The sequence below is a fragment of the Polaromonas potterensis genome (assembly GCF_033446725.1).
Taxonomy (GTDB): Bacteria; Pseudomonadota; Gammaproteobacteria; order Burkholderiales; family Burkholderiaceae_C; genus Polaromonas.
Window position 1 is genome coordinate 103,013 of record NZ_JAWQLX010000003.1, and the last position, 16,995, is coordinate 120,007.

The following is a 16,995-nucleotide window of genomic DNA, read 5'->3' on the forward strand; positions in this document are numbered from 1 at the left end:
ATTCTGAAAATGATGGGCTCTTGGCCTGCTCACCTGAAATGGCAGGCCACCCACTGGCCGCCGGCCGAGGCGGACGGCCGGGGACTGAGTTCGGGTGTTTTTTCCTTGCAGACCGGCTGGGCCTGCGGGCAGCGTGTGTGGAAGGTGCAGCCGGAAGGCGGGTTGGCCGGACTGGGCGGATCGCCGTGCAGCAGGATGCGCCTGGCCGGCGTGCGCGGGTTGGGCACGGGCACGGCCGACAGCAAAATCTCGGTGTAGGGATGGCGCGGCGCGGTAAACAGCGTGTCACGGTCGGCCACCTCGACGATGTGCCCCAGGTACATCACGGCGACCCGGTGGCTGATGTGGCGGACCACCGCCAGATCGTGGGCCACAAACAGATAGGCCATGCCGAATTCCTGCTGCAAATCCATCAACAGGTTCACGACCTGGGCCTGCACCGACACGTCCAGCGCGGAGACCGGTTCGTCGCAAACAATCAGTTTGGGGTTGAGCGCCAAGGCGCGTGCAATGCCCAGGCGCTGACGCTGACCGCCCGAAAACTCGTGCGGGAATTTCTTCGCCGACTCGGGCCGCAGGCCGACCTTGGAAAACAGCCATTGCACACGTTCCTCGCGCTCCTGGCCGGTGGCCAGGCCGAAGTTGCGCAGCGGCTCGGCCACGATCTCGCCGGCCGTCAGGCGCGGGTTGAGCGAGGCGTAAGGGTCCTGGAAAATGATCTGCATGTCGCGCCGACGCTGGCGCATGGCTTCCTTGGACAGACCGGTCAACTCCTCGCCGTCGAGCTGCACCGAGCCCGAGGTGGGTTCGACCAGGCGCAGCACCGACTTGGCGGTGGTGGTCTTGCCGCAACCTGACTCTCCGACCAGCGACAAGGTTTCACCCTTCGCCAGGCTGAACGACACGCCGGCCACGGCCTGGATGGGACGCGGCGACGGCCCAAACCAGCGCCGCGGTCCCAGGTAGTTTTTCTTGAGATTTTCAACCTTGAGCAGCGGGGTCGCTGGCTTAGTCTGTGCGGTGCTCGCGGTCATGCGCTCAACTCCTCGGTGTTCATCCGGTTTTCTTCCACCGCAAAACAGGCCACGACATGGCGTTCGCCCTGGTCACTGAGGCCAGGCGTTTCCGCGCGGCAACGCGGCTGCGCATAACTGCAGCGCGCGGCAAAAGCGCAGCCGCGCCCCAGTTCATGCGGCGCCGGCACCATGCCGGGAATTTCGGCCAGGCGCGTGCCCTGGGTGTTCATCGAAGGCATGGAGGCCATCAACAAACGGGTGTAAGGATGCAGCGGCCGGTCGAACAGGTCCAGCACGCTGGCCTCTTCAACCTTGCGGCCGGCGTACATCACCACCACACGGTCACAACTTTCGGCCACCACCCCCAGGTCGTGCGTGATCATGATCACGGCCATGCCCAGCTCTTTTTGCAGGCGCTTGATGAGGTCAATGATTTGCGCCTGGATGGTGACATCCAGCGCCGTCGTGGGTTCGTCGGCGATCAGCACCTCGGGGTTGCAGGCCAGGGCCATGGCGATCATCACGCGCTGGCGCATGCCGCCCGAGAGCTGGTGCGGGTACTCGGCCACACGCCGCTCCGGCTCGGGAATCTGCACCAGGCGCAACATCTCCACGGCGCGTTGCATGGCTTCCTGGCGGCTCGCCTTCTGGTGCAACTGCACGGTCTCGGCGATCTGCCGGCCCACGGTGAGCACCGGATTAAGCGAGGTCATGGGCTCCTGGAAAATCATCGAGATGCGGTTGCCCCGGATGCCTCGCATCTCGCGCTCGCTCAACGCCAGCAGGTCCACACCCCGGTAACGCACCGCCCCCGTATGCCGGCCCGGCGGCGTGGGCACCAGGCGCATGATGGACAGCGCCGTCACACTTTTGCCGCAGCCCGACTCGCCGACCACACCCAGGGTTTCGCCGGCGTTGACACTGTAGGAGATGCCGTCGACCGAACGCACCGTGCCCGACAGCGTGTTGAACGTGGTGCAGAGGTTGTCGAGTTCGAGCAAGGGCGGCGCTGCCGCGCCGGAAGGGGTTGATGGCTTCATGGTCATGGTCCTTCTCGCCTGCATCACAGCCGGCGCGCCAGGCGCGGGTCCAGCGCATCGCGCAAACCGTCACCCAGCATGTTGATGGCCAGCACCGTCAATGCCAGCAGGAGGCCGGGGTAGAGAATGATGTGAAACGCCACGGCCACGAAGTTGCGGCCCTCGGCCATCATGTTGCCCCAACTGGGTGTCTGCCCGGGCACACCCACGCCCAGGAAAGACAACGTGGCTTCGGTCAAGACCGCGGAGGCCGCCACAAAAGTCGCCTGCACCACCAAGGGCGCAACAATGTTGGGCAGGATGTGGCGGTACAGAATCACCGGCAGGCGCGTACCCACCGCGTGTGCCGCTTCCACGTAGAGCTGCTCGCGCAAGGTCAGCGCCAGCGAGCGGACCAGCCGCACCACGCGCGGGATTTCCGGGATGGTGATGGCCACAATCACCGTGGTGAGACTGGCGCGAGTGACAGCCATCAGCGCGATCGCCAGCAGGATGCCGGGAATCGCCATGAGACCGTCCATCACCCGCATGATGATGCCGTCGCTCCAGCGCACAAAGCCGGAAACCAGGCCCAGCACCACACCCACCACCATGGACAGCAAGGCCACGGAGATGCCCACAATCAGCGACACCTGGCCACCCCAAACAGCGCGGCTGAACACGTCGCGCCCCAGGGCATCGGTGCCGAAGTAGTACTCGGCCGAGGGCGGTTTCATGCGCAACATCGGATCGATGTTTTGCGGATCGTGCGTGGCAATCCAGGGCGCGGCCACGGCAATAACAGCCACCACGATCAACAGCAGCGCGCCGAGAATCAACGTCGGGTTTTTGCGGACCCAGCGCCAGCGTCCTGGCACAAAGGGGGCGTCGGCCGCAGGCGCCGCGGCCGACGCCGCAGGGGCGGTCAAGGTAGAGGACATGAAGGGTTCCGGAAAAGGTGGCGTCAATACTGGATGCGGGGGTCGAACAGGCGGTAGCTCAGGTCGATCAGCAAATTGATCAGGACGTAAACCCCGGCCGACAGGAGCAGCACACTCTGGATGACGGGGTAGTCGTGGTGCTGCACCGAATCGATGACCAGGCGCCCGATGCCGGAAATCGCAAACACGGTTTCAGTCACCACCACGCCGCCTATCATCAACGCGATGCCGACGCCCACCGTGGTCGCAATCGGAATGGCCGCATTGCGCAGCGCATGACCCAGCACCGGCAACACACCCAGCCCCTTGGCGCGAGCCGTGCGGATGTAGTCTTCCTGCAGCACCTCAAGCACGGTGGCCCGCGTCATGCGGGTGATCAGCGCGATGTAGACCAGCGCCAGATTGACACAAGGCAGCACCAGACCGAGCAACCAGGGCCCCACGCCTTCCGACAAGTGGGTATACCCCTGCACCGGGAACAGCGGAATCTGGATGGCAAAGGTGTATATCAGCAGGTAACCCACCAGGAACACCGGCACCGAAAAGGCCAGCACGGCGAACACCATCACCAAACGGTCTACCCAGCTGCCAGCGCGGTAGGCGGCCAGCGTGCCCAGCGGCACGGCGACACAAATCGTCAGCGACATGGTCAGTGCGGCGATCGACAGGGTCGGCTCCAGGCGTTGCGCCAGCAATTGCGTGACCGGCACCTGCGTGAAGATGGACGTGCCCAGGTCACCCGACAGCAGCCGACCCATCCACAGAAAAAACTGCCGCCACAGCGGCTGGTCCAGCCCGAGAGCCACCCGCAGGTTGGCGATGTCCTCGCCGGTGGCGAGATCGCCCGCAATCAGCGCGGCCGGGTCGCCCGGCGAGAGGTGAATCAGCAGGAACACCACCAGCGACACCACGGCCATCACCGGCAGGGTCGCCAGCAGCCGACGAATCAGGTAGTTCATGCCCGGACGCTGCGCGAAAACAGGCTGGCGGCGGAGTAGTCAATCCGCATCATTTGTCCATCACCCAGACATTGGGCATGCCACCCCACATCTTGTCCGCGCCCTTGAGTTCCTTGCGTGCCGCCGCTGCGGGCGAGAACTGACCGAGGTTGATATAAGGCACGACTTCATAAGCGCGGCGATGGAAGGCTTCCAGCAACTCGCGGCGCTTGGCTGGCACGGTTTCCCGTATCCAGGCGGCACGTAACTCGTCAAGCGGCTTGTCGCACGGCCAGCCTGGCAAGGTATTCCCGCAGGCAGCGCTCAGGTAGGTGCTGACGATGGGGCTGTTGATGGCGAACTCATTCGCCACGGTGGCATAGGCGCTCCAGCCGCCGGCTTCGGGCGCATCACGCTTGGCGCGCCGCGCGCCTATGGAAGACCAGTCCATGGTCAACCCCTCCACATTGAGGCCTATGCTGCGCATGGTTTGCAACATGGTCAGCGACAACGCGTTCAGGTAAGGCACGTCGCTGGTCATCAGCAACACCACTTTTTCGCCCTTGTAACCCGACTCGGCCAGCATCTGCTTGGCCTTGGCCAGGTCCGGCGTGCGGTAGGCTTCAGAACCGACCGGCGTGTCGTTGGCGCTGCCGCAGATGAAATAGGTGGCGCAATAACTCATGCGCATGTCCAGCGGGTAACCCATGGCGGCGTTGAAGCGCTCCTGGCTGACGGCCTTGAGCAGGGCCTGGCGCACCTTGGGGTTGTTGAACGGCGGGTGCAACTGATTCATGATCAGCTGTGCCTGCTGCGTGCTGCTGGCCATCAGTTTCACATTGGCGTCACTGCGCAAGGGCGCTATGTAGTCGGGCGGCACCTGCTCCACGTAATCGACCTCACCGTTCTTGAGCGCGGCGATGGAACTGTTGGCGTCAGGCAGGTACAACCACTCAACGCGGTCGAAGTTCGATTTTTTGCTGCCGGCCAGGCCGCTGGACGGCTCGCTGCGCGCCACATAGTGCGGATTCTTGACAAAAACCACCTTGTTGCCAGGCCGCCATTCGTCTCGTTTGAAGATAAAGGGGCCGGAGCCCAGCACTTCATTGATAGGCGCGGTGGTGGGCAGCTTGGCCAGACGCTCCGGCATCACCACAGGCGGAAAACCGGAGGGCTTGGCCAGCGCGTCCAGCACCATGCCAAAAGGCTCTTTCAATGTGAGCCGGAAGCTGCGCGCATCAACCACCGTCCACTCGGCACCGGCGGCCTTCAGGGCACCGCCAAAGGTATCACGCAAACTCCAGCGCTGGATCGAGGCCACGGCATCGGCCGAGGTGACGGCGCTGCCGTCGGAAAACTTCAGGCCCGGGCGCAGGGTGAAGGACCAGTCCTTGCCGTCTTTGGACGTGGTGTACTTCTCCACCATTTGCGGTTTGGGCTGGCCTTTGGCGTCCTGCGCAAACAGGGTGTCGTAGACCATGTAACCGAAGTTGCGTGTGATGTAGGCGGTGGTAAAGGTCGGGTCCAGGATTTTCACATCGGCATGGGCGACAAATCGCAAGGTCTTGGTCTGCGCCTGCGCAGGCGCAACCCCGGCCAGCAAAGTGCCAAGCAACAAAGCCCCTATCGTTGCCAAATGGGCAGGGATACGTCGATTCATGGGTGAAAACTCCATAGTCAAGAAGGATCGGAAAAGATGCTGCGCTAGACCAGTGTCGGCGTGGCGATGTCGTCCAGCGGCCAGATGGGGCGCCTGATCTTGCCATAAGGCAAGGTGGACAAATGCGGCGTGGCGGCCCCCGGCGCACCGACGTAAACCACCTGCCGTGTCACCTTGGCGAAAGATGCATGAAAATGCTGGGCCGATTTGACGACGATGATTTTTTTTGCCGACAGATCGCAACCAAGCTGGGTGAACACATCGGTGTCCATGGCCTGGTTGCGCAAGGTGATGAGCAGGATCTCGATGCCACACGCCTCGACCAGCGCGGCGTCACCCACGGACGTAGGCGCACCGGCCAGTCCCGTCATGATGAGATCGCTGTGCAAAGCCTTGACCGTGCAGTCCAGATCCATGGGATCACCCGACATCGGGCTGATCTTGCCACCTATACGCAGCATGAGACGCGCGCCAACACCGGCCTCAAAGGCAATACGCGCAGCAACCGGATCCCAGATCGGGCCGATGGCCACGTTGACAATGCCGCGCTCGACCATGCGCCGCAGAATGAACGTGGAGTCTCCAGCCGCACCGCTGCCGGGATTGTCGGCCCGATCGGCCAGCACCACCGGACCGTCGTCAAACGCCAGCGCCTCGTCCAGCGCACTGTCGACGTCGGGGTAACGCACGGCCAGGCGCTCGCGCATGGCAATCAGTTCCTGGGCCAGTTGCAAGGCCAGCGCATCGGCCTTGGCCTGATCCCCATCCGTGTACACCAACACCTTGGTGCCCATCTCCGGCACATCCCCCAAGGAAAAACCATGGCCGATGGAGATGGACAACACGCCGTCTTTGCCCTCCAGCGCCTGAATGCGCTGCACGAAAGACTTCGCGGGATCACGCGTGGTGTGCACCGGCACCACCATGTGGCAGTCCGCCACCGCGTGCACGGGCCGGATGCGCCCTTGTGCCTTGGCCTCACACAGCGCCACCAGTTCGCGTGCCCGCTCGACGATGTCGGTGTGCGGGTATTCCTTGAAGGCCACCAGCATGTCGGCACTGTCCACCATCTCGCGAGTCAGATGCACGTGCGGGTCCAGCTCGGCGCCGACCACCACGCCCGGGCCCACGATGACACGCACGCGCTGCAGCAGATCGCCCTCGCAATCGTCATAACCATCGGCCACCATGGCGCCATGCAGGCCCAGCAAAACCATGTCCACGGGCAAGGCGGCGCGCAAATCGGCCAGCAGTTCCTCACGCAGGGTTTCGTAGGCTTCGCGGGTCACGGTGCCGCTGGGTTGCGCGCCGGCGACCATGCCTTCGATCAAGGTCCAGCCTTTGGCGGCGCCGACTTCGCGTGCCACCCACAAGGGGCCGGCGAAAACCGTCAACTGGTCCGGATGCTGGCCGGCGGGGAAATAGCCCCTGTCCTTGAACGAGGCCAGGCCGGTGGGCATGGGGCCGAAGGTGTTGGTTTCCGTCGCCAGGGAGCCGCTGAATACACGCATGGAGGTCGAATCGTTGTTGTAAATCAAGAGTGCGTCGGTGCGGACGGATGCGGTGTGCAGGTCGACCTTGCCCGGCAATGAAAGATCAGTGTAGGGGGCGAATGAAAAGCCCGGTAATTCCTTTTAAGCTGCAGTCCATTACAAAAGGTAATGAGCTGTGTAGATATGATTCCGGCTTTTATCGCGGACTCGCAACAAGGAACGGCCACTCATGCGCTTACGCCACATCGAGGTCTTCAACGCCATCATGCTCACCGGCAGCGTCAGCGGCGCCGCACGCCTGATCAACGTGACGCAGCCGGCCGTCAGCCGCACCTTGCAACACGCCGAAATTCATCTGGGTTTTCCCCTGTTCCGCCGCGACAAGGGCCGGCTAACGGCCACCGCCGAGGCGCAGGCACTGTATCCGCACATTGAACGCCTGTTCGCGCAAATCAATGACGTGGACCGGCTGGCCGCCGGTCTGCGAACGTCCAGTGACCTCAGTGAATTACGCATCGTCACCGTGATGGCTCTGACTTATGAAATCCTGCCACGCGCCCTGAAGGCTTTCCGCGCCAAATACCCGTCCGTGGCGATCCATGTCGAAGCCCAGCACTCGCCCCAGATCATGAGCGCCCTGCTGCTGCGCGAAGCCGATGTGGGTTTTGCTTTCAGCCCCGTTCCGCACCCCGGTTTGATCCAGGAGCCGCTGGCCGATGGTCAGATGGTGTGTGTGGCGCCGCGCGGCCTGCTGCCCAAGGCCACGCTGCGCAAAAAGACGGTGGCTCTGGCCGAATTAACCGAAACCCCCATGATCGGACTGGCCAGCCATGACCCGGTCGGCCTGGGTGTCAGCCAGGCTTGCCGTGAAGCGGGCATCGGCCTGCAGAGTGTGGTCACGGTCCAGACTTACCACGCCGCCTTGGCCATGGCGCACCACGGCCTGGGCGTGGCGCTGGTGGATGACTGCACGGCGCTGTCGGCCGACGCCAGCCTGGTGGACGTACTCACGCTGGAGCCGCGCATTCCTGTGCCGGTGCGGGCGCTGCGCCTTGCGCACCAACCGGACTCAGTGGCGGTGCGCATGTTGCTGCGCTACATGCGGGAGGCGATCTCCGCCTTGCGCTGACTTGCAGCGCGAGGCGCTGGCCGGCGCATCGTTTGCACCGCGCGGCCAATTTCCAGCGCCGAACCAAAGGCCAGCGTAAAACCCAGCGCCCCGTGGCCTGTGTTGAACAACACATTGGACGGCGCGCGCGCCAACCGGCCCAGAATCGGCAAGCCGGTCGGTGTGGCTGGCCGCATGCCGGTCCAGGGCTGCAGCGTGTCGAAAAGGCTGCAGTCCGGAAACACGGCCTGCGTGGCCTGCACCAGCGTCGCGATGCGCGAAGCCGGGATACGCGTGTCATGCCCCACGATTTCCGCCATGCCGGCCACACGCAGGCGCGAGCCGATACGTGCAAACACCACCTTGCGCGCCGTGTCGGTCACACTCACCGACGGCGCCGCACCGGGCGCAGGCACCGTATCCAGCGTGATGCTGTAACCCTTGAGCGGATAAACCGGCAGGTAGACGCCGAGCTGGCGGCCGACGTGATGTGAGGACGAACCCAGCGCCAACACAAACGCATCGGCTTCGACCGCCCCGGCCTGGGTCAACACGGCGGCCGCCTGCCCCTGACGCAACTCGAAGCCCAGAATCTCCGTTCCCGTCAGGAAACGCACACCCCGGTTGGCCAGCACTCGCGCCAGTTCGCAACAAACCTTGAAACAGTCGGCCGCACATTCGCTGGGGGTGTACACCGCCCCGGCAATCTGCCGGTGGTGGCCATGCAAGGCCGGCTCGATGGCCACACATTCCTCGGGTCCGACGATCTGCTGCACGCTACCCAGGGCTTTTTGCAACTCAAGCTGGCGGCGCGCGCCCTCCAGCCCTTCGCGATCGCCATACAGCACCAGTTTGCCGGTGGCGGAATAGTCGCAATCGGGCAACACGTCGGCCTTCATGGCTTCAAACACACTGCGGCTGGACGCCGCCAGCGCCAGCAGCCGGGCCGTCGTGCGATGCGCGGTGGCGTTGTTGCAGGCGGCCAGAAAAGACAAGCCCCAATACCACTGCAGCGGATCAAGTCGCGGCCTCAGTTTCAGTGGCGATGAAGGCGAGAACAACAGCGTGGGCAGTTGTTTCCAGATCGACGGATCGGCCAGCGGCGCAACATAGGAGTAGCTCAGCTGCGCCCCATTGCCGCCACTGGCACCGTGGCCCGGCTGGCCCCGGTCAATGACGCTGACCGTGTGACCTTGCTGGCTGAGTTGCCAGGCCGTAGCCAGTCCGGCGATGCCGGCGCCGAGCACACAGATGTGCATAAAAGTTCCTCAAGAATGCGTGGACGCCTCACTGTAGGGGAAGGGCATCTCCTTGGCGCATGCTATTTGAACGCGGTCCCATACGTTCCGGTAATGGGCGTGACCGCATGTTTGAACCAGCCACATCCACCTGGGGAAATCCAACGCGGTTTACCATGGCGAAGCGCCGCCCGCTCCGAGAAAATAGCAACGCACTCGACTTACGGAATCAAGCACCCATGAACTCGCCTGACACTGTCCGCACCATCCCGCTCCACCAACTCCAAGCCTGGCAAGCCGCCACCCAACTGGCCCGCCGCGAACTCAAGGCGGTGGACCTGGTGCGTGCCTGTCTGGACCGTATCGCCGAACGGGAGCCGCAGGTCCACGCCTTTGTGCAGCTGGATGCCGATGCGGCCCTGGCGCAGGCCCGCGTGCTGGATGCCGGGCCCGTGCGCGGGCTCTTGCATGGCCTGCCTTTTGGCGTGAAGGACTTGTTCGACACCTTTGACTTGCCGACCGCTTACGGCTCGCCGATTTACGCCGGCCAGCAACCGCGGGCCGATGCCGCCGCCGTGGCTTTGTGCCGCGAAGCCGGGGCCGTGCTGCTGGGCAAAACCGTGACGACGGAGCTGGCGAATATGTTCCCGGGCATCACGCGCAATCCCCACCACCTGGCCCACACACCCGGCGGCTCCTCCAGTGGCTCGGCGGCGGCCGTGGCCGATCACCTGTTGCCGCTGGCGCTGGGCACACAAACGGCGGGCTCGCTAATCCGGCCGGCGGCTTTTTGCGGCGTGGTCGCTTACAAACCCAGCCACAACCGCGTGCCCAAGGCCGGTGTCAAAAGCCTGTCGGAAACACTGGACACCGTGGGCGGTTTCGCCCGCAGCGTGCGCGACGTGGCCCTGCTAGGCGCCGTGCTCACCGGCGATACGCGGCTGGCCGATCCCGGCCTCTTTGCGACATCGGTAGCGCCGCGTATCGGCTGGTGCCAGACGCCGGAATGGGCGCACGCCGACCGCGACACCCAACACGCCTGGGGCTTGGCCAAAGCCGCGCTGGCCGGGCACGGCGGGCCTGTGGACCTGCCGGATGGGCTCACCGGCTTGGTCGCCTTGCAAAAAGCCGTGCAGGCCTTTGAGACCGCCCGCTCGCTGAGCGCCGAACGGCTGCGCCATCTGGCGCAACTCAGTGCGCCACTGCAAGCCTTGATCAACGACGGCCTGGCCATCAGCGGGGACACCCATGCGGCCCACCTGCTGGCCACGGCCCGCGCGCGGCAGCAGGTGCAGACGCTGTTCCAGCACTACGACGTGTTGCTGGCGCCCAGCACCCTGGGCGAAGCGCCCGCCGGGCTGGACCACACCGGCGACCCGCTGTTTTGCCGCAGCTGGACCTTGCTGGGCCTGCCTTGTGTACACCTGCCGTTTGCGCGCGGCGCCAGCGGCTTGCCGGTGGGCCTGCAACTGGTGGGCGCGTATGGCGACGACCACCGGCTGCTGGCCGCCGCACACTGGGTGCATGAACGTCTGACGCGCTGACAGACCGCCAGCAGGCCCGCCGACAGCCGGCTTGCCCCGGTACTTGCAACGGCATCCGATTAAGCGCATTCTTGAATGCGCGGCTTGTTTGCTGCGTCGGGAGCCCGTCATGCTTACCCTGAGTCGCTGGCTTTGTCCCCTGGTTTCAGCCTCCCTGCTGTGGCTCACGGGCAGCCACGCGGCCAGCGTGCCGCCTGACGCGGCGCAGGTGATCATCAATGCGCTGGCCAAGGCCAACGCCGCCGTGGTGGGTATCCAGGTCACGGTCGACGAGGACGCCGTCTCGGCCGAAACCCTCGGTCAGCAACGCAGCGGCTCGGGTGTGGTGATCGCGCCTGACGGCCTGATCCTGACCATCGGTTACCTGATGCTGGAAGCCGAACACATTGAAATCATCACGCAGGACAACAAGACCCTGCCGGCACGCGCCGTGGCCTATGACCTGGCCACCGGCTTCGGACTGCTCCGGCCTTTGCTGCCGCTGCGCGAGATCAGCGCCGTCACGCTGGGAAGTAGCCGGGAGCTGCAGCCCGGTGAACCGCTGGTGGCCATGACCGGACCGAAAACCAACGACGATGGCGACATCAGCATGACCCGGCTGATCAGCAAACGCGCGTTTTCCGGCAGTTGGGAGTACCACATCGAGACGGCGCTGTTCACCAGCCCGCCGGTGCAGGCCAGCGGCGGCAACCACAGCGGCGCGCCGTTGTTCAACCAGAAAGGCGAATTGCTGGGCATAGGTTCGCTGCTGGTCGCCGACGCCAGCGGTGAAAACCGCCTGCTGCCCGGCAATATGTTTGTGCCTGTGGATTTGCTGCGTCCCATCCTGGCCGAGCTGCAGCGCTCCGGCACCAGCCTCAAGAGCCGTCGGCCCTGGCTGGGCCTGAGCTCGAACGACCAGGGCGGGCGTATCCAGATCCTGCGCGTCAGCAAGGACAGCCCGGCGGCGCGGGCCGGCCTGGCGGCCGGTGACGTGGTGCTGGCCGTGGATGGCACCACGGTGGCCACGCTGGAGGCCTTTTACAAAAAACTCTGGGACCGGGCCGCGCCCGATGCCGAAATCAAACTCACGGTCTTGCAGGGCGCCGCCGTCAAAACCATGGTACTCAAGGCCGAGGACCGGCTGCTGACGCTGAAAAAACCGTCCAGCATCTAAGAATTAAGCAAAATCGGCCTATAGCCCTTTATGGACGGTCGCAAGCAGCTCCCGTTTTGATAGCGACCGGTGCTACCCTCAGGCCAGCAGGGCCCCCGGCTTGAAGGCTGGCTCGGCCTCCAGCTTGAACTCACCGACCGCCGTCTGCAGCTGGTAGGCCTGCTCCGACAGCGCCGTGGCGGCGGTCGCCGCCTGCTCCACCAGCGCGGCATTTTGCTGCGTGGCCTTGTCCATCAGGCCCATGGCCTGGTTCACCGCGGCGATGCCCTGGCTCTGCGCCGCGGAAGCCGCCGAGATCTGCGCCAGCAGCGCGCTGACCCGCTTCACAGCCTGCACGATGTCCTGCATGGTCCGGCCCGCCTGAGTCACCAAACTGGCACCGTTTTCCACATGGCCCACGGAGTCGCCGATCAGCAGCTTGATTTCGCGGGCCGCCTGCGCGCTGCGCTGCGCCAGGCTGCGCACTTCACCGGCCACCACCGCAAAACCCCGGCCCTGCTCGCCGGCACGCGCCGCTTCAACCGCGGCGTTCAGCGCCAGGATGTTGGTCTGGAAAGCAATGCCCTCGATCACGCTGATGATGTCGACGATTTTTTTCGAACTGCTGCTGATAGCCCCCATGGTCGCCACCACCTGCACCACCACCTCGCCGCCCTGCTCCGCAATACCCGAGGCACTGGCCGCCAGGCCGCTGGCGGACTGCGCATGTTCTGCGTTGAGCTTGACTGTGGCGGTCAGCGCCTCCATGCTGGCAACGGTTTCTTCGAGCGAGCTGGCTTGTTCCTCGGTGCGCCGCGACAGGTCGGTGTTGCCGGCGGCAATCTCTTTCGAGGCCAGGGTGATGGCATCGGTCGAGGCCTTGATGCGGCTCACCAGATCAGTCAAGGTGTCTTCCATGTCGCCCAGCGCGCCCAGCAGGCGGCCGAAGTCGCCGCCACGCTCGGTGGCGAATTCCTGGCTCAAATCCCCTGCGGCCACCGTCTCGGCAATATAAATCGCCTCGTCGAGCGGCTGCACAATGCTGCGCATCAAGCCATAAGCCACGACGCAGCCAACCAGCAAGGCGGCCAGGCCCAGGCCTGACATCAAATAACGCGCCGCGCCGATGTCGCTCGCCACCGCATTGCCCCGCGCCTGGACCTGGCGGGACAACAACCCGGCCAGGGCCTGGGTGGCCTGCTGAAGACGGTCCAGCGCCGGCAGGGTCTCGCTGCTCAGGATGCGGGCGGCGGCCTCCCGGTCGCCCTGCGCCAGTGGCCCGGCCACTTTGTCCAGCGCCGCCACATAAGCCGTGTGTGTGGTTTGTACTGTCGCCAGCAAGGCCTTTTCTTCCACCGAGCTCACGGTTTTCTCCAGCACCGCCAGCGCGCCGGTGATGGCGGTTTTGTTGCCATCCATCTGCTGGCGTAGCTTCGCCACGGCCGCGGCGTCGCCCGCAAAAAAAAGCACCAGGGTCCTGCGTGCCTGGACCTGGGTCGTGCTGCCGAGTGTGGCCACCGCCTCGGCCTTGCGCCAGTCGCTGCCGACAATTTGCCGGTTGATGGCGCCTATGTCGGCCATGTGGGCCAGGCCGATGGCGATCAGGCCGCCCATCAATAAGAGCACCAGACCGAAGCCTGCGCCCAGGCGCGTGCTGACCTTCAAATTTTTCAATGGCATCGTGACGTCTCCTGCAGACATCTGCCGTCTCAAACGCGAGAGATGCCGGGCTCAGTCACCCTACCCATGCACACGCAGGCTCGAAAGGCCAAAGAAAGCCTGGAAACACGCTCTTTTCAGCGAATTGAAAGCACCTCAGGCGCGCAAACCCTGGGCCACGGTCGGGTAATGCAGCCGGATACGCAACTCCTGCTTGAGCCGCGTGTTGTCCAGCCGGCGCGACTCGCTCATGAAACTCAGCAGCATCAGCGGCAGTTCATCCTGCGCGGCATGGCGCGCCACGCGCGGCGGCCGTGGCAGCCCGTACAGGTCGGCCGCCAGGTCGAAATAATCACCCATCTTGAGCTGGGTGTCGTCGCTGGCATTGGTGCTGCGCTGCGGCTTGCCGCGCCACAAGGCCGCCAAACAGGCCCGTGCCAGGTCATCGGCGTGGATGTGGTTGGTGTAGACGTCGTCCTGCGCTGCCAGCACCGGTGTGCCTTTGAGCAGCCGGCCGCGCGGCGTGCCGCCTTCGCGGTCAGGCGCGTAAATGCCGGGAATACGCAAGGTGTGCACAGGCACACCGCTGGCGCGGCCAAACAGGCGCAGCTGGCTTTCGGCATCGACACGGCGCCAGGCGCGTGGTGTGTGCGGGTTCACGGGCCGGGTTTCCGGCGCCCACTCCCCCTGGCAATCGCCATACACACCGCTGGTCGAGCCGTACACCAGCGACTGCGGCAAGCCGCGCAGCCGCAAGGCCCGCAGCAAAGCCAGAGTGCGCGGGTCGCGGCGCCAGTCCGGCAGGTTGTCGCCGGGCGGCGGCGCCAGGTGGATCACCCGTGTGGCCAGCCCGGCCAGCCGGCGCAAGCTGGCCGGTTGGTCCAGGTTGCCGGCCAGCGGCAACACGCCCTGGGCCCGCAACAGCGGGATTCGCTCCGCCGAAGAAGTCAGCGCCAGCACCCGCACGCGCGGCGGCAACAGCCGCGCCACACGCAGGCCGACGTCACCACAACCGATGACTAACACGCGCTGGCGGCGAAAGCGCGAAGGCAGGGCGCCAAGGGGATTTTGGTTTGAGGGCAAAATTGGGGCATCTGCTGCAAAACAGCAAACGTATAAACAGGACAACGCCAGAGGATACCCAATATGACTTTTAACGTCACCGTGCTGCCCAGCGGCCGCTCGTTCACCGCCAATCCCGACGAAGCGCTGCTGGCCGCCGCCATCCGCCAGGGCATAGGCATGCCTTATGGCTGCAAGGACGGCGCCTGCGGTTCGTGCAAGTGCAAAAAAATTGAAGGATCGGTCACCCACGGCCCGCATCAGCTCAAAGCCTTGTCACACGAGGAAGAAGCCGCCGGTTTTATCCTGACCTGCTGCGGTGTGGCGCACAGCGATCTGGTGCTGGAGTCGCGCCAGGTCACCGATGAAAGTGCCTTCCCGATCAAGAAAATGCCGGTCCGCGTGAACAGCCTGGCACGCGCCTCGCACGACGTGATGATGGTGCGCCTGCAACTGCCGGCCAGCGATGTCTTCAAGTACCACGCCGGCCAGTATGTCGAGTTTTTGCTGCGCGACGGCGACCGCCGGGCCTACTCCATGGGCAACGCCCCGCACACCCAGACCGAGAACCCGGGCGTTGAATTGCACATCCGCCACATGCCGGGTGGCAAGTTCACCGAACACGTGTTCGGCCCCATGAAAGAAAAGGAAATCCTGCGCATCGAAGGCCCTTACGGCAGCTTCTTCCTGCGTGAAGACAGCGACAAACCCATGGTGTTGCTGGCCTCGGGCACCGGTTTTGCGCCCATCAAGGCGCTGATCGAACACATGCAGTTCAAGGGCATCACGCGCCCGGCCGTCCTGTATTGGGGCGGCCGCCGCCCGGACGATTTGTACATGAACGACTGGGTGCAAACCAAGGTCGCGGAAATGCCCAACCTGACTTATGTGCCGGTGATCTCCAACGCCTTGCCCGAAGACAACTGGGCAGGGCGCACCGGCTTTGTGCACAAGTCTGTGCTGGAAGATTTTCCCGACCTCTCCGGCCACCAGGTGTATGCCTGCGGTGCACCCATCGTGGTGGATTCGGCCCGGGCCGACTACAGCGCGCAAGCCCAACTCCCCCCGGAGGAGTTTTATGCCGACTCCTTCACCACCGAAGCTGACAAACACAAGGAAATTGCATGAACCGCCGTCACCTCGTCCTCGGCACCGCCGCCGTCGCGCTGGCCCTGTCCTCCACCTTGGCCCTGGCCCAGCCCAAAATCATGCGCATCATCGTGCCCTACGCGCCAGGCGGCCCGATCGACGTGACCGCGCGCCTGATGGCCGAAGGCGTCAAGGATTCGTTGGGCACCGTGATCATTGAAAACAAACCCGGCGCCGGCGGCAACATCGGTGTCGATGCGATTGCCAAGGCCGCGCCCGACGGCATGACCGTGGGGATTGCGGCCGTGGCCACCCATGCCATCAACCCCTGGCTGTTCAGCAAGATGCCTTACAACGCGGCGACCGACTTCGCCCCCATCACCCAGATGGTGCGTGTGCCGAATGTGCTGGTAATGAACGCCGACACCGCCAAACGCCTGCACATCAACAGCCTGGCCGACCTGATCAAGTACGCCAAGGCCAACCCGGCCAAACTCAACTACGCCAGCGGCGGCAACGGCAGCGCCGGCCACCTGGCGGGCGAAATGTTCAAGGCGCAGGCCGGCATTTATGCACTGCACATTCCCTACAACGGCGGCAACCCGGCCCAGCTGGCGTTGCTGAGCGGCCAGGTCGACTTCAACTTCGACAACCTAGCCACGGCCTCGGCCAACATCAAGGCCGGCAAACTCAAGGCACTGGCCGTCACCACCGCGACCCGCAGCGCCATGCTGCCCGACGTGCCAGCGGTGGCCGAAATGCTCAAGGGCTTTTCCATAGACACCTGGTGGGGTCTGGTGGCCCCGGCCGGCACGCCGAAAGACGTGGTCGCCAAACTGAACCAGGCTTTTGTCGCCGCGCTCAACGCGCCGGAAGCCAAAACCCGTTTTGCGACGCTGATGGCCGAGCCGGTGGCCAATACGCCGGAGCAGTTTGGCGCGTTCATGAAAGCGGAGTTGGCGAAGTATGAAAAGGTCGTCAAGGCTTCCGGAGCCCGCGTAGACTAATTTTTACAATGAAAAGTGCCTCCAGCCCTTTCAGGATGGGCGCAAACAGCTATTGAATTTATAGCGGCCTGGAGCGGCTTTGCATC

Annotated in this window: 14 protein-coding genes; 5 read left to right on the plus strand and 9 right to left on the minus strand. The window is 64.4% G+C overall.

All coding sequences use genetic code 11. The features are described 5' to 3' along the window. Positions 1-29: 29 nt before the first annotated feature. Genes R6254_RS06605 through R6254_RS06630 form a run of 6 tightly spaced genes read right to left on the minus strand, consistent with a single transcriptional unit; the run spans position 30 to position 7,085 of the window. Positions 30-1,034: an ABC transporter ATP-binding protein gene (locus tag R6254_RS06605; protein WP_318405384.1), complete on the minus strand. Its 1,005-nt coding sequence runs from the start codon at positions 1,032-1,034 to the stop codon at positions 30-32. Continuing rightward, a complete protein-coding gene (locus R6254_RS06610) occupies positions 1,031-2,056 on the minus strand; it encodes an ABC transporter ATP-binding protein (protein WP_412103120.1) in 1,026 nt (341 codons plus the stop codon). The genes R6254_RS06605 and R6254_RS06610 overlap by 4 nt, the downstream gene beginning before the upstream one ends. Before the next feature lie 23 nt (positions 2,057-2,079). Continuing rightward, entirely contained in the window at positions 2,080-2,976 is an 897-nt protein-coding gene (locus R6254_RS06615) for an ABC transporter permease (RefSeq protein WP_318405388.1), read from the minus strand. A 23-nt stretch (positions 2,977-2,999) separates the two neighbouring features. Further along, on the minus strand, positions 3,000-3,935 hold the full coding sequence (locus R6254_RS06620; protein WP_318405390.1) for an ABC transporter permease: 936 nt from the start codon (positions 3,933-3,935) through the stop codon (positions 3,000-3,002). A 49-nt stretch (positions 3,936-3,984) separates the two neighbouring features. Continuing rightward, complete coding sequence (locus R6254_RS06625; protein ID WP_318405391.1) at positions 3,985-5,574, minus strand: ABC transporter substrate-binding protein; 1,590 nt, start codon at positions 5,572-5,574, stop codon at positions 3,985-3,987. A 44-nt stretch (positions 5,575-5,618) separates the two neighbouring features. Beyond that, the gene (locus R6254_RS06630; RefSeq protein ID WP_318405392.1) at positions 5,619-7,085 is read right to left on the minus strand and encodes a M81 family metallopeptidase; all 1,467 of its coding nucleotides are present in this window, start codon (positions 7,083-7,085) and stop codon (positions 5,619-5,621) included. Between the two features lie 211 nt (positions 7,086-7,296). On the opposite strand from R6254_RS06630, the gene R6254_RS06635 reads away from it, so the two are divergent. Next, positions 7,297-8,196 (plus strand): LysR family transcriptional regulator, encoded by a 900-nt coding sequence (locus R6254_RS06635; RefSeq protein WP_318405394.1) that lies wholly within the window; start codon positions 7,297-7,299, stop codon positions 8,194-8,196. Here R6254_RS06635 and R6254_RS06640 read toward each other — a convergent pair. Continuing rightward, a complete protein-coding gene (locus R6254_RS06640; RefSeq protein ID WP_318405395.1) occupies positions 8,163-9,434 on the minus strand; it encodes a D-amino acid dehydrogenase in 1,272 nt (423 codons plus the stop codon). The genes R6254_RS06635 and R6254_RS06640 overlap by 34 nt on opposite strands. A gap of 245 nt (positions 9,435-9,679) precedes the next feature. Between R6254_RS06640 and R6254_RS06645 the strand changes: the two genes are divergently transcribed. After that, on the plus strand, positions 9,680-10,957 hold the full coding sequence (locus R6254_RS06645; RefSeq protein WP_318406065.1) for an amidase: 1,278 nt from the start codon (positions 9,680-9,682) through the stop codon (positions 10,955-10,957). Between the two features lie 109 nt (positions 10,958-11,066). Continuing rightward, positions 11,067-12,113 carry a S1C family serine protease gene (locus R6254_RS06650; protein WP_318405396.1) on the plus strand — a complete coding sequence of 349 codons (1,047 nt, stop codon included), beginning with the start codon at positions 11,067-11,069 and terminating at the stop codon, positions 12,111-12,113. 78 nt (positions 12,114-12,191) lie between these two features. On the opposite strand, the gene R6254_RS06655 is transcribed toward R6254_RS06650, so the two are convergent. Continuing rightward, on the minus strand, positions 12,192-13,772 hold the full coding sequence (locus R6254_RS06655; protein ID WP_318405397.1) for a methyl-accepting chemotaxis protein: 1,581 nt from the start codon (positions 13,770-13,772) through the stop codon (positions 12,192-12,194). A 135-nt stretch (positions 13,773-13,907) separates the two neighbouring features. Next, entirely contained in the window at positions 13,908-14,834 is a 927-nt protein-coding gene (locus R6254_RS06660) for an NAD-dependent epimerase/dehydratase family protein (RefSeq protein WP_318405400.1), read from the minus strand. A 63-nt stretch (positions 14,835-14,897) separates the two neighbouring features. Here R6254_RS06660 and R6254_RS06665 point away from each other — a divergent pair, with 63 nt between their 5' ends. Beyond that, a complete protein-coding gene (locus R6254_RS06665; RefSeq protein ID WP_318405402.1) occupies positions 14,898-15,941 on the plus strand; it encodes a CDP-6-deoxy-delta-3,4-glucoseen reductase in 1,044 nt (347 codons plus the stop codon). Then, positions 15,938-16,909 (plus strand): Bug family tripartite tricarboxylate transporter substrate binding protein, encoded by a 972-nt coding sequence (locus R6254_RS06670; protein ID WP_318405404.1) that lies wholly within the window; start codon positions 15,938-15,940, stop codon positions 16,907-16,909. Before R6254_RS06665 ends, R6254_RS06670 begins: the two co-directional genes overlap by 4 nt. The last annotated feature ends 86 nt before the right edge of the window (positions 16,910-16,995 follow it).

Coding starts and splice junctions, on each gene's coding strand:
- R6254_RS06605 (WP_318405384.1), bottom strand. CDS start 1,034: ATGACCGCGAGCACCGCACAGACTAAGCCAGCGACCCCGCTGCTCAAG.
- R6254_RS06610 (WP_412103120.1), bottom strand. CDS start 2,056: ATGAAGCCATCAACCCCTTCCGGCGCGGCAGCGCCGCCCTTGCTCGAA.
- R6254_RS06615 (WP_318405388.1), bottom strand. CDS start 2,976: ATGTCCTCTACCTTGACCGCCCCTGCGGCGTCGGCCGCGGCGCCTGCG.
- R6254_RS06620 (WP_318405390.1), bottom strand. CDS start 3,935: ATGAACTACCTGATTCGTCGGCTGCTGGCGACCCTGCCGGTGATGGCC.
- R6254_RS06625 (WP_318405391.1), bottom strand. CDS start 5,574: ATGAATCGACGTATCCCTGCCCATTTGGCAACGATAGGGGCTTTGTTG.
- R6254_RS06630 (WP_318405392.1), bottom strand. CDS start 7,085: ATGCGTGTATTCAGCGGCTCCCTGGCGACGGAAACCAACACCTTCGGC.
- R6254_RS06635 (WP_318405394.1), top strand. CDS start 7,297: ATGCGCTTACGCCACATCGAGGTCTTCAACGCCATCATGCTCACCGGC.
- R6254_RS06640 (WP_318405395.1), bottom strand. CDS start 9,434: ATGCACATCTGTGTGCTCGGCGCCGGCATCGCCGGACTGGCTACGGCC.
- R6254_RS06650 (WP_318405396.1), top strand. CDS start 11,067: ATGCTTACCCTGAGTCGCTGGCTTTGTCCCCTGGTTTCAGCCTCCCTG.
- R6254_RS06655 (WP_318405397.1), bottom strand. CDS start 13,772: ATGCCATTGAAAAATTTGAAGGTCAGCACGCGCCTGGGCGCAGGCTTC.
- R6254_RS06665 (WP_318405402.1), top strand. CDS start 14,898: ATGACTTTTAACGTCACCGTGCTGCCCAGCGGCCGCTCGTTCACCGCC.
- R6254_RS06670 (WP_318405404.1), top strand. CDS start 15,938: ATGAACCGCCGTCACCTCGTCCTCGGCACCGCCGCCGTCGCGCTGGCC.